The organism is Streptococcus mitis (genome assembly GCF_008763935.1).
Lineage (GTDB): Bacteria > Bacillota > Bacilli > Lactobacillales > Streptococcaceae > Streptococcus > Streptococcus mitis_DB.
The window spans coordinates 384037-396718 of sequence record NZ_VTQF01000001.1 but is presented as its reverse complement, the minus strand read 5'-3'; the positions used below and the strand labels follow the sequence as shown (position 1 = coordinate 396718).

Sequence of the window (12682 nt, the reverse complement as noted above, 5' to 3'; positions counted from 1 at the left end):
TGTCATCCCGTGAGGTGACGAAGACGCAGAAATATTTAAAACTCTTTAAAGTCTAGATTTTAGAGAAGTCTTACTCTGAGGGCCTATTGCTGTAAAATAATGGGCTCTTTTTTGATGCCCAAAAGTGAGGTTTATATGAAACAAGAATCAACTGTTGATTTGTTACTAGACGTTGACCAACGTCCTTCGGCTGGAAAAGGAATTCTCCTTAGCTTCCAACACGTTTTCGCCATGTTTGGTGCGACCATCTTGGTACCATTAATTTTGGGAATGCCTGTATCTGTTGCCCTTTTTGCTTCGGGTGTAGGAACACTCATCTATATGATTTCAACCGGTTTTAAAGTTCCCGTTTATCTAGGTTCTTCATTTGCCTTTATCACAGCAATGTCACTGGCTATGAAGGAACTAGGAGGGGATGTATCAGCTGCACAAACAGGGGTTATCCTTACAGGTTTTATCTATGTCCTTGTGGCTGCAAGTGTTCGTTTTGCGGGTACAAAATGGATTGATAAACTCTTGCCACCAATAATCATCGGACCTATGATTATCGTTATCGGTCTTGGACTTGCAGGTTCAGCTGTTACCAATGCTGGTCTTGTAGCTGATGGAAACTGGAAAAATGCTCTTGTAGCAGTTGTTACATTCTTGATTGCTGCCTTTATCAATACAAAAGGAAAAGGATTCCTACGAATCATTCCATTCCTCTTTGCCATTATCGGTGGTTACCTCTTCGCACTAACACTTGGCTTGGTTGACTTTACACCAGTCCTTAAAGCTAACTGGTTTGAAATTCCTGGTTTCTACTTGCCATTTAGTACTGGTGGTGCCTTTAAAGAATACAATCTTTACTTTGGTCCAGAAACTATCGCTATCTTGCCAATCGCTATCGTAACAATTTCTGAACATATCGGAGACCATACTGTTTTGGGTCAAATCTGTGGCCGTCAATTCTTGAAAGAACCAGGTCTTCACCGTACTCTTCTTGGTGACGGTATCGCAACTTCTGTTTCTGCCTTCCTTGGTGGACCAGCCAATACAACTTACGGAGAAAATACAGGGGTTATCGGTATGACTCGTATCGCTTCTGTATCAGTTATCCGTAACGCTGCCTTCATCGCGATTGCCCTTAGCTTCCTTGGTAAATTCACTGCCTTGATTTCAACCATTCCAAATGCTGTACTTGGTGGTATGTCAATCCTTCTCTATGGAGTTATCGCCAGCAACGGTTTGAAAGTCTTAATCAAAGAACGTGTTGATTTTGGTCAAATGCGTAACCTAATCATCGCAAGTGCTATGTTGGTCCTTGGACTTGGAGGAGCTATCCTTAAACTCGGTCCAGTTACACTTTCAGGTACTGCCCTATCAGCCATGACAGGAATCATCTTGAACTTAATCTTGCCATACGAAAATAAAGACTAATACTCTTCGAAAATCTCTTCAAACCACGTCAACGTCTCCTTGTCGTAGATATGGTTACTGACTTCGTCAGTTCTATCTACAACCTCAAAACAGTGTTTTGAGCAACCTGCGGCTAGTTTCCTAGTTTGTTCTTTGATTTTCATTGAGTATAGGAGTCTAAACATATCAAAAAACGAGCATTTCCAATTACGGAAGTGCTCATTTTTCTTCTTTATAAAAAAGGAAAGCCCTGCGGCCTTCCTTTGTCTTACTTGCGTTTCTTCTTCGCTTTTTTCATTTTGTTAGCCATTCGTTTCATGGACTGTTTCATAGCAAATTCACCAATTTTACCTTTGAGTCCGCCACCAAACATCTGACTCATATCTGGCATTCCTGCTCCTCCGAGAGCTGACAGGTCAGGCATTCCGCCTTGTCCCATCATTCCTTCAAGGGCAGACATATCCATTCCTCCCATATTTGGCATATTTTTAGGAAGGTTGTTTGGATTGATTCCCATTTGCTTCATCATTTTGTTCATATCCCCAGACATGACACCCTGCATGAGCTGTTTAGCCTGGTTAAAGTCCTTGATGAATTTATTGACTTCGACAAATGTATTTCCAGAACCAGCAGCGATACGACGGCGACGGCTTGGATTTAACAAATCTGGGTTTTCACGTTCTTCAGGTGTCATGGAAGACACAATGGCACGTTTACGAGCAATCTGACGCTCATCTACCTTCATGTTTTGAAGGGCTGGGTTGTTAGCCATACCTGGAATCATCTTGAGCAAGTCTTCCATTGGCCCCATGTTTTGTACCTGATCCAACTGATCAATGAAATCATTGAAATCAAAGGTGTTTTCACGCATCTTCTCAGCCATTTCAAGGGCTTTTTGCTCATCGTATTCCTGAGAAGCTTTCTCAATCAGAGTGAGCATATCCCCCATGCCAAGGATACGGCTAGACATGCGATCTGGGTGGAAGGTTTCAATGTCCGTAATCTTTTCACCTGTACCAGTGAACTTGATAGGTTTTCCAGTTATATGACGAACAGATAGAGCCGCACCACCACGAGTATCCCCATCAATCTTGGTAAGGATGACACCCGTTACTTCCAACTGAGCGTTAAATTCACGCGCAACATTGGCCGCTTCTTGACCAATCATGGCATCAACGACGAGCAGAATTTCATTTGGTTGAGCTAGTGCTTTCACGTCACGAAGCTCATTCATGAGGAGCTCATCAATCTGCAAACGTCCTGCTGTATCAATCAAAACATAGTCGTTGTGATTGGCTTGGGCTTGTTCCAAACCTTGACGAACAATCTCAACAGCTGGTACCTCTGTACCAAGAGCGAAGACAGGCACATCAATTTGTTGCCCCAAGGTCTTAAGCTGGTCGATGGCAGCTGGGCGGTAAATATCCGCCGCAATCATCAAAGGACGGGCATTTTCTTCCTTCTTGAGTTTGTTGGCCAATTTACCAGCAAAGGTTGTTTTACCAGCCCCCTGCAAACCGACCATCATGATAATCGTAGGAATCTTAGGTGACTTGATAATCTCTGCTGTATCAGAACCCAAAACAGCCGTCAATTCCTCATCAACGATTTTAATAATTTGTTGCGCAGGATTAAGGGTATCAATGACCTCATGCCCGACTGCACGCTCACGAACTTTCTTGATAAAGTCCTTTACAACAGGCAAGGCAACGTCGGCCTCAAGCAAGGCCAAGCGAATTTCTTTGGTTGCCTCTTGGACATCAGATTCAGAGATTTTTCCTTTTTTACGTAGGTTTTTAAAGACGTTCTGCAAACGTTCTGTTAAATTTTCAAATGCCATTATTTTCTCCTATTTTTTCAATTCAGTGGAAATCGTCCGAAATGTTGCAAACTCTCTAGTTCTTCGGTTGTGACTTCTTTCATGATTTCATTTGGATATCCCCAACAGCTAAATCCTTCTTTAAGGGCTTGAGGAATAGAATCAGGTGAGAGAATTTGTAGTCTTGTAGGAAATGGTTCCTCTGCAGCTAATAGTTTGCAAGGTATTCCTTTATAGACAACAAGATTTTCCATGATTACTCCCTATTATCAATACTGGTCAAAATCTCAATTTGCTCTTGCAGAAAAGCATCCTCTGGATAACGCTCCAAAATCTGATCAAAAATTTGACTGCGAACAATGTAGTCCGAGTACATGTGCAATTTCATCTCATAATCTTCCAGAATCTTTTCTGTCCGCTTGATATTATCATAGACAGCCTGACGACTGACACCAAACTCCTCGGCAATCTCAGCAAGGCTGTAATCATCAGCGTAGTATAGCTCGATATAATTCATTTGCTTATCTGTCAAAAGCGCCGCATAAAATTCAAAGAGCGCATTCATACGATTGGTTTTTTCGATTTCCATAACTTTTATTATACCAAAAAATAGCCTAATCTACCACACTAGGGAGCCAATCCAAGAAGATAGCTAGCTAAATTTGAAAAAACAAGAGACTAGCCCCAAGTAATTTCCAATTGATAGCCGGCAAAGGGATGTCCCTCTTGATTTTGTAGTTGATAATCTAGTTCAATCTTTTGCCCATCAACTTGATAATGGCTCGTTTGGATGATAAACTCCTGCATGCCCATAGGTGTAGGAATATAAGCTAAACTATCGCTATCCTTTAGAAAGCGCATAATGGTCTTGGGATTGGAAAATCGGCTCATCACAAGTTCTTGACCATGAAATTTAATAACCACTTTTTCCTTTTCCTCATTATAGAAAAGCAGGTAGCTATAATCTCCTTTTTCATGCACTTCCACGTCATAAAGCTGGTCAATCACTTCCAACTGCTCATCAAACTGAATCGTATTTCGCATCCGAATCTTCACATCAAGTCCTCTTTCTTCTCTCTTGTCCTACTATTTTACCAAAAACTCTGGCTTTTTGCTATAATGGTCATATGAACGAAAAAGTATTCCGTGACCCAGTTCACAACTACATCCATGTCAATAATCAAATCATCTATGACTTGATTAATACAAAAGAATTTCAGCGTTTGCGTCGTATCAAACAACTGGGAACTTCCAGTTATACCTTCCACGGCGGAGAACACAGCCGCTTCTCTCACTGTCTAGGAGTCTATGAAATTGCTAGACGAATCACAGAGATTTTTGAAGAAAAATATCCTGAAGAATGGAATCCTGTCGAGTCTCTCTTGACCATGACCGCTGCTCTCCTACATGACCTTGGGCATGGTGCCTACTCCCATACTTTTGAACATCTCTTTGATACAGACCACGAAGCCATTACTCAGGAGATTATCCAAAGTCCTGAAACGGAGATTCACCAAGTTCTGCTACAAGTGGCGCCAGATTTTCCAGAAAAGGTTGCCAGTGTCATCGACCATACCTACCCTAACAAGCAGGTTGTGCAACTCATTTCTAGTCAGATTGATGCAGACCGCATGGACTATCTCTTGCGCGACTCCTATTTTACAGGAGCATCCTATGGGGAATTTGACCTGACTCGCATCCTCCGAGTCATTCGTCCTGTCGAAAATGGTATCGCCTTTCAGCGCAATGGCATGCACGCCATCGAAGACTATGTCCTCAGTCGCTACCAGATGTATATGCAGGTCTATTTCCACCCAGCAACACGCGCCATGGAAGTTCTCCTACAGAATCTCCTCAAGCGCGCCAAGGAACTCTATCCTGAGGACAAGGACTTCTTTGCACGAACATCCCCACATCTCCTACCTTTCTTCGAAAAAAATGTGACCTTGTCTGATTATCTGGCTCTGGATGATGGTGTGATGAATACCTATTTCCAACTCTGGATGACCAGTCCTGACAAGATTCTCGCAGATTTGTCGCAACGCTTTGTCAACCGCAAGGTCTTTAAATCCATTACCTTTTCACAAGAGGACCAAGACAAACTCGCTAGCATGAGAAAATTAGTTGAGGATATCGGCTTTGATCCCGACTACTATACTGCCATTCATAAGAACTTTGACCTCCCTTATGATATCTATCGTCCCGAATCTGAAAATCCACGGACACAGATTGAGATTTTACAAAAAAATGGAGAACTGGCCGAACTCTCTAGCCTGTCTCCTATCGTCCAATCCCTTGCTGGCAGTCGCCACGGAGATAATCGTTTCTATTTTCCAAAAGAAATGTTGGACCAAAACAGTATCTTCGCAAGCATTACCCAGCAATTTTTACACTTGATTGAGAACGATCATTTTACCCCAAATAAAAACTAGAAGAGGAAATTTATGAGTATTAAACTAATCGCCGTTGATATTGACGGAACCCTAGTCAATAGCCAAAAGGAGATCACTCCTGAGGTCTTTTCTGCCATCCAAGATGCCAAAGAAGCTGGTGTCAAAGTCGTGATTGCAACTGGCCGCCCTATTGCAGGTGTTGCCAAACTTCTCGACGACTTGCAGTTGAGAGACGAGGGTGACTATGTTGTGACTTTCAATGGTGCCCTTGTCCAAGAAACCGCTACAGGACATGAGATTATCAGCGAATCCTTGACTTATGAGGATTATCTAGATATGGAATTCCTCAGTCGTAAGCTTGGTGTTCACATGCACGCCATTACCAAGGATGGAATCTACACTGCAAATCGCAATATCGGAAAATATACAGTGCACGAATCAACCCTCGTCAGCATGCCCATCTTCTACCGCACACCTGAAGAAATGGCTAACAAGGAAATCGTCAAATGTATGTTCATCGATGAGCCTGAGATTCTCGATGCTGCGATTGAAAAGATACCAGCCGAATTTTATGAGCGCTACTCCATCAACAAATCTGCTCCTTTCTACCTCGAACTCCTTAAAAAGAATGTGGACAAAGGTTCAGCCATCACTCACTTAGCTGAAAAACTCGGATTGACCAAAGATGAAACCATGGCTATCGGTGACGAAGAAAATGACCGTGCCATGCTGGAAGTCGTTGGCAACCCAGTTGTCATGGAAAACGGAAATCCAGAAATCAAAAAAATCGCCAAATACATAACTAAATCTAACGATGAATCCGGCGTTGCCCATGCCATCCGTACATGGGTACTGTAAAAGGGTATGAATAGACGAAAACCGCTCAGCTGAGCGGTTTTTTCCAAATCAAGAATTTTCTATACCATCATTTTTTTAAATGATCAAGGCAGGTAACTCACTATGAAATAAGCTAAATTACCAATCACTTGATGATCCACCAGCATCAAAACCACCACCTGACCAATCACTTGATGATCCACCAGCATCAAAACCACCACCTGACCAATCATCACTCGACCAAGGCGATGAGGAATCACTACTACTCTCATTATGATACTCATCTGAATTTTTAATATGGTAAGCTGTTAATGCTTTTTGTGACCAAGAACCATCATTTATAAAATCTTTATCATCAGGGTATAATTTATCCTTACCATAATAGAATTTATTAGATCTCCGTTTCCTACCCGAAACCCTACCTTCTGTAAGAAAAAGTACCACAAAAGAAATCATAAAAATTACACCGAAATGATCAAGAATTTCTACTACTAGTTCCCATATAGCTTTAGGGACTTCATAAAAATAATTTCTCTCTACTACAGGTGCATCAGCTAAGTCATAATCTTGATTGGATATGTTTTGGATTATATCAATCACAGCTCCATCATAGTCTTTGGCTCGCATCTTATCACGAGAGGCATCTAAGATTTCCCTAGCTTTTGTATCAGTCAATATAGTAGCTAGGTTATTAGAAGTCTCAATACGAAACTTTCTATCTTTTATAGCAATCAATAATAATGCACCCTTATTTGAATCCGAATAGCCAATTTTCCAAGATCTGGCAATCGTATTGGCTGACTTTTCTAAAGATTCACCATTTAAACTCTCAACAATATAAATACCAATTTGAGTATCCGATTTACCATTTAATTCTATTAGTTTATCTGAAACAACCTCTGATAAATAATGGTTTGGATCATAAATACCATTAGAAGGCCTATCTGGTATCACTAGATCTGCGTGAGTTGGTCCAATGAAAAATAACAGGATTGTAAAAAAAGACATTAAGATTAAAACTATTTTTTTCATCATAAAAGTCGGACCTTCTTTCTTTTAAAAATTTGCAATTTCAATAAGAATGAGAATAAATGATATTCTTTTTAAAATAGAATACTTCGATAAAGTCATCTTTCTATCAATCTATTGTATATGGTAGTTTCATTATAAGTTATTTATCTCACTTAATCAACGTAAAATATAGGAAAATTTGTTCTAAGTTTTTATTAAAACTATTATCTCTTAGTAATGAATACTAGCTTCGAACCTGACCATTAAATCAAGCTTTCTCCATCGTTTTCATACTGGAATGAAGATAGATGCAATTGGCACTATGGCAAGTAATAACTGTGCTAGAAGGTTATTAAGACCACGGGTAAAGAGATTAATTCCATACATTAAGAACCATAAGAACAAACTAACATTCAAAAAGTTCTGCTTGAAGCACCTCACCAATCCTTAGCGATTGGTTGCTTTTTATTGTAAAACTAACTGATTTCATAATAAACTGCTTTCTTACTATCTTAACTATATAGGGAGATTTTTTCTAGTTCGAATTAGAGAAAACTTTTCTGCCTCGATTGGTAAAGAACAGTAATACAAATGTCCATACCTACTTTCAACTAAATTCTCCTCCTTCCATAGTCCATTTCTATTTAAAAATTCTATATCGTCGGAAACAATCGTTACCCATGAATTTGGTTTATCTAAATTATCATCACTTCGTTGAAAAATATCCCATTTTTGTTCATTAAACCAAATATAATCTATAATTTTATATTTTTTTTCAACCTGTTTCTCTGTCAAATATTTTCTATATTGTTTCAACTCTGAATCAAATAATTTATAACCATTATTCTCTGATAAAGGATCATAGGAAATCAAATAATATCCTGTACTATCACAATCAAAGTATTGATGTTCAATTCCATCAACCACTATGTATAATTTATCCATCATCCCTCCACGTAATACATTTTACCATAGTTACAACTACAAACTATCAGGGCTTACGTCACTCATTTCCTGACTCCGTCTGTTCTATATTTTGTTCATTCTCCCGTTTCTCATTGAAATCTTTAAATGTTTTATCAATGACCCTCTTAACTCCATTCCAGAAATATGGTAAGGGTAATTTTGACTCTCCTTACTTGAAGTTTGACTTTGTGTACTTTCTTCAGTTGAAGAGGTCTCGTTCAAATCTGATGTTGTCGTAGTAGATGTAGGTTCAGAATTTGAACTTTTCTTTGACTTAGGAATGTAGTTACTATCAATTTTAGGTATATTTTTAATTTCCTCAATAGTAGGAATTTTAGGATTTTCTTTAACAGGTCTATACAACATCGAAAATGTGAAGAATAAGGCTAACACCGATGCGATAAACGGAAATATCTTTTTATCTGATTCATCTGAGGGAACCTTAACTACACTGGTACTAAGTGCCTTCCATTCAGGGTGTACTTCTTCGATGGCTTTTTTCTCTTGCCAAAGCGGAACGAGAAAGAATTGGTTGAAAGGTACAACTGTAGCCATAGCTGTCGCTCCTAATGGAATAATCCTATTGGAATTTACAATAAGCACGATACTTAGTATAGATAATAATACGAATAGAACTATTACTAATACTAGTCGCATTTTATATTCTTTTTTAATCTGGAGATATCTTTCTTTGGATAGCTTTTCTTGATCTTGATTGGGATGATTTGAGTCTTCCGATATGTTTTCCTTATCTGAAAAAATGTCATCATCAGGTAATTCTACTTTCAAACTCGTATCCGAATTCTGCAATACCTTCTGAACCGCTGCAAGAAAGGCTAATCCATTATCAGATGGAGAATATTGGAAGGTGATATGGATGACTTTTTTATCAAAGCTATCGCCATATCGCTCTACATATTGCTTACTTTCGAGGAAGTAGATGTAGTTGTTGATTTTTTCTTGCAGAATTTCAAGATGGACTGCTTCTATTTCTTCCTCCCAGTCAATTGGATCCACAAGGAGTAACTCTAAATGACTATCTACAACACCAATAGAGTCTAGTTCGCTAGGTTTCAGTTTTGAAACAATGGATTTGGTGACAATTTGTCTAAATTCCTCTGCTGTAAAAAGACGACGAGTATTTCCTGGTTTTTTTAAAATAAAGGAAGGATGATTTTTGATGAAGAGCTTATCGAATTCATCTTGTGTATACTGTTTTTTAGATTTCCAAAAGCCATATTGTGCATAATTCATCAACTCTTTACCAGTATGTTCTCCCGACATATAGCTGTCAGCAGCTTATTTGGGGATTTCTCTAACCACTTCTGGGCAGATAATATTAAAAGTTGGATAACGCAAGAAATACTTATTTCCATCTTGACAGATTTCCAACATATCTTTTTGACTAGTATAAACCGACTTCATTTTTAATATCTGTTAGCTCCTTGTGTTTTTTTAAATATTTCATTCCATACCATTCTTCCACTGATTTTCCTTCCCATTCGCGGTATTCTTCAGGATATTTCCATTTATAGTAGGCTTGTAGCATATAGGGAAACATGAAATAAACTTCAAAAGCAACAACTAAAATATTAAGAATCAGTATTGAAGCCAAAATACCGAGTCCTCCAATCAAATTATTCCTAATCTCCATCGAACTTGAGAAAAAAATACGAATGACTAGCCAAATTGCTACAACCAAACCACCATACTTGGCAATTATGCTAAACATCTTGCCGAAGAATCTATCACTAAAACTTTTCTTTAGACTTGTCCCATATAACAACATTCCTAATAACTCACACTCAGAAAGAATCATTGAAATAATTATTAATAATATCAATCCTACAAAAGTGAACATTCCCCAAAATCCAGCTACTGCATAAATTAAGTTTAGAGAAAAAAGATTGAGTTCAACAACTAGCCAGATAATAAAGGTAACCATAAAATGGAATTGGCCCCTATAAATCAAAATAAACTGCTGATTGTATCGCTTCCCTAGTATAATCAATAAAATCCATATTGCAAGTGCTATCCAAAATACCCAGTACGGAAGAAAATTAATGTCGGGTAAAGGGACTGTTAAATCTCTAGGATCAGAATGGTAAAATAAATAATCATTTAAAGCTACAATCAACCAATTGGGACCAATTATAAATAGGAAAGTCAGAATTACCAGCCAAACATATGATTTTTTTGTTCCTCTAAATTGCTCTTTTTTTAAAGCATCTTGGTAAATGTCCCGAGCAAATTTCCCTGAGACGACATCATCTAATAAATTTAAACTCTCCTCAAAACTTGCTTTAAAAATTGATTTCTTCATACTTTTCACCCAAAAACTATTCTAATAACTCCTTGTGTTTTTTTAAATATTTTTTTCCATACCACTCTTCCACTGATTTTCCTTCCCACTCACGATACTCTTCAGGATATTTCCATTTATAGTAGCCTTCTAAAAAGAAAGGAAACTCCAAAAATACAATTATGGCTATTAAACCAATATTTAACAAAATCCAACATATAAAGAGGCCAAAACCAGTTATAGAAGATGAAAAATTAATAGAAAAAGCTTTGAAAATATAATTAACAATCACAGCCAAGCCCAATATACCGGCTCCATAAATAGCAATACCTTTGGCAATTTTATCTTGTAAGGTAGGTAACTTAACTTCTCCATACATTCGTTTTTTCAAACTTCTAAGCTCCGTTCTTAACATTACATAAGCCAAGAATACTAGAAGTCCAAAAAATACCAAGATCCCCCATGTTGTTAATATAGGTAACGTAATTGTTATAGCTAGCAAATTAAATTCAAACATAAACCATATCGTAAAAGTTATAATATGAAAGCGATAACGATAAGGGAGGATAAACGTCCGTTTAAATAATTTACCCATTAATACCAATAACAACCAAATTAATAAACAAATTAAATACACTTCAACTGTTAGTAAAGGATGCTGAGAAATAGGCAATCTCAAATCCTTAGGATCAGAATCATGTAAGGACATCGCAACAACAAGGATCATGAAATTTAAACCTATCGGAAACAACAGACTAAGAATAAAAGTTTTAATACCAAACCAAAAAGAGGGTCTCCCTTTCTTAAAGGCTTTCCCAAGTTTATTATAATAATCTTTTTTCTGATACTGTAAAAACCCATCATCTAATAAATTTAAACTCTCCTCAAAACTTGCTTTAAAAATTGCTTTCTTCATCCTTTTCACCCAAAAACTATTCTAATAACTCCTTGTGTTTTTTTAAATATTTTTTTCCATACCACTCTTCTACAGTTTTCCCTTCCCAATCACGGTATTCTTCGGGATATTTCCATTTGTAATAACCTTCTAAAAAGAAAGGAAACTCCATGAATACAATCATGGCGATTACACCAATATTTGATAGAATCCAAAATATAAAGAGACCTAAAAGAGTTACGGAAGAAGAAAAATTAATAGAAAAAGCTTTGAAAATATAATTAACAATCACAGCCAAGCCCAATATGCCTGCTCCATAAATAGCAAGGCCTTTGGCAATTTTATCGAGTAAGGTAGGTGACTTAACTTCTCCATACATTCGTTTTTTCAAACTTCTAACCTCTGTTCTTAACATTACAAAAGTCAACAATACTTGAAGCCAAAAAAGTACTAAGATCCCCCATATTGATAATATAGGTAAAGACATAGTTGTTGCCAGCAAATTAAATTCAAACACAAACCATATTATAAAAGTTATAATATGAAATCGATAACGATAAGGGAGAATAAACGTCCGTTTAAAGAATTTACCCATTAATACCAATAACAACCAAATTAACAAGCAAATTAAATAAAGCTCGACTGTTAGCAAAGGATACTGAGAAACTGGTAACCTTAAATCTTTAGGATCAGAATTTTGCAATGATAGGGTAACAGCAAGGAGCATGAAATTTGCACCTATCGGAAACAACAGACTAAGAATAAAAGTTTTAATGCCAAACCAAAAAGAAGGTTTCCCTTTCTTAAAGGCTTTCCCAAGTTTATTATAATAATCTTTTTTCTGATACTGTAAAAACCCATCATCTAATAAATCTAAACTCTCTTCAAAACTTGCTTTAAAAATTGATTTCTTCATAATTTTCACCCAAATCCTATTTTAATAACTCCTTGTGTTTTTTTAAATATTTTTTTCCTTACCAGAAATCTAGATCCTAATACTTAATCCGATCTCATAATAAGGAGAGAAATCCCAACCAAATTAGTACATATATTTTCTCCTA

The 12682-nt window shown here is 37.4% G+C and carries 12 protein-coding genes and 2 pseudogenes; 3 read left to right on the top strand and 11 right to left on the bottom strand.

Annotation, left to right across the window (positions count from 1 at the left end; genetic code table 11):
- The first annotated feature begins 135 nt into the window (after positions 1–135).
- Positions 136–1419, top strand: coding sequence for a uracil-xanthine permease family protein (locus F9B91_RS01905; protein ID WP_000808285.1), 1284 nt, complete (start codon positions 136–138; stop codon positions 1417–1419).
- 247 nt (positions 1420–1666) lie between these two features.
- On the opposite strand, the gene ffh is transcribed toward F9B91_RS01905, so the two are convergent.
- From ffh to F9B91_RS01885, 4 genes are all read right to left on the bottom strand, one after another.
- Positions 1667–3238, bottom strand: a complete 1572-nt coding sequence (gene ffh, locus F9B91_RS01900; protein ID WP_078352047.1) for a signal recognition particle protein — start codon at positions 3236–3238, stop codon at positions 1667–1669.
- Positions 3239–3255: 17 nt separating this feature from the next.
- Positions 3256–3471: a hypothetical protein gene (locus F9B91_RS01895; protein ID WP_049508835.1), complete on the bottom strand. Its 216-nt coding sequence runs from the start codon at positions 3469–3471 to the stop codon at positions 3256–3258.
- A 2-nt stretch (positions 3472–3473) separates the two neighbouring features.
- The gene (locus F9B91_RS01890) at positions 3474–3806 is read right to left on the bottom strand and encodes a putative DNA-binding protein (protein WP_000402062.1); all 333 of its coding nucleotides are present in this window, start codon (positions 3804–3806) and stop codon (positions 3474–3476) included.
- An 89-nt stretch (positions 3807–3895) separates the two neighbouring features.
- Positions 3896–4273, bottom strand: coding sequence for a DUF1934 domain-containing protein (locus tag F9B91_RS01885; protein ID WP_084926588.1), 378 nt, complete (start codon positions 4271–4273; stop codon positions 3896–3898).
- 71 nt (positions 4274–4344) lie between these two features.
- Here F9B91_RS01885 and F9B91_RS01880 point away from each other — a divergent pair, with 71 nt between their 5' ends.
- Both F9B91_RS01880 and yidA read left to right on the top strand, forming a co-directional pair.
- A complete protein-coding gene (locus F9B91_RS01880) occupies positions 4345–5649 on the top strand; it encodes an HD domain-containing protein (protein WP_150922359.1) in 1305 nt (434 codons plus the stop codon).
- 12 nt (positions 5650–5661) lie between these two features.
- Positions 5662–6468, top strand: coding sequence for a sugar-phosphatase (yidA, locus tag F9B91_RS01875; RefSeq protein WP_023946927.1), 807 nt, complete (start codon positions 5662–5664; stop codon positions 6466–6468).
- Between the two features lie 117 nt (positions 6469–6585).
- On the opposite strand, the gene F9B91_RS01870 is transcribed toward yidA, so the two are convergent.
- The 7 genes and pseudogenes from F9B91_RS01870 to F9B91_RS01835 form a co-directional block, all read right to left on the bottom strand.
- A complete protein-coding gene (locus F9B91_RS01870) occupies positions 6586–7482 on the bottom strand; it encodes a TPM domain-containing protein (protein ID WP_125415994.1) in 897 nt (298 codons plus the stop codon).
- 385 nt (positions 7483–7867) lie between these two features.
- A pseudogene (locus F9B91_RS11640) lies at positions 7868–7948 on the bottom strand (DUF4299 domain-containing protein); the annotation flags it as partial.
- 26 nt (positions 7949–7974) lie between these two features.
- Positions 7975–8403 carry a hypothetical protein gene (locus tag F9B91_RS01860; protein ID WP_020902777.1) on the bottom strand — a complete coding sequence of 143 codons (429 nt, stop codon included), beginning with the start codon at positions 8401–8403 and terminating at the stop codon, positions 7975–7977.
- A 789-nt stretch (positions 8404–9192) separates the two neighbouring features.
- A pseudogene (locus tag F9B91_RS01850) lies at positions 9193–9849 on the bottom strand (DUF6572 domain-containing protein); the annotation flags it as partial.
- On the bottom strand, positions 9830–10747 hold the full coding sequence (locus tag F9B91_RS01845) for a hypothetical protein (protein WP_020902775.1): 918 nt from the start codon (positions 10745–10747) through the stop codon (positions 9830–9832). The pseudogene F9B91_RS01850 and the gene F9B91_RS01845, both read right to left, overlap by 20 nt.
- A gap of 16 nt (positions 10748–10763) precedes the next feature.
- Entirely contained in the window at positions 10764–11642 is an 879-nt protein-coding gene (locus F9B91_RS01840; RefSeq protein WP_020902774.1) for a hypothetical protein, read from the bottom strand.
- Positions 11643–11658: 16 nt separating this feature from the next.
- Entirely contained in the window at positions 11659–12540 is an 882-nt protein-coding gene (locus tag F9B91_RS01835; protein ID WP_031233109.1) for a hypothetical protein, read from the bottom strand.
- Positions 12541–12682: the final 142 nt, after the last annotated feature.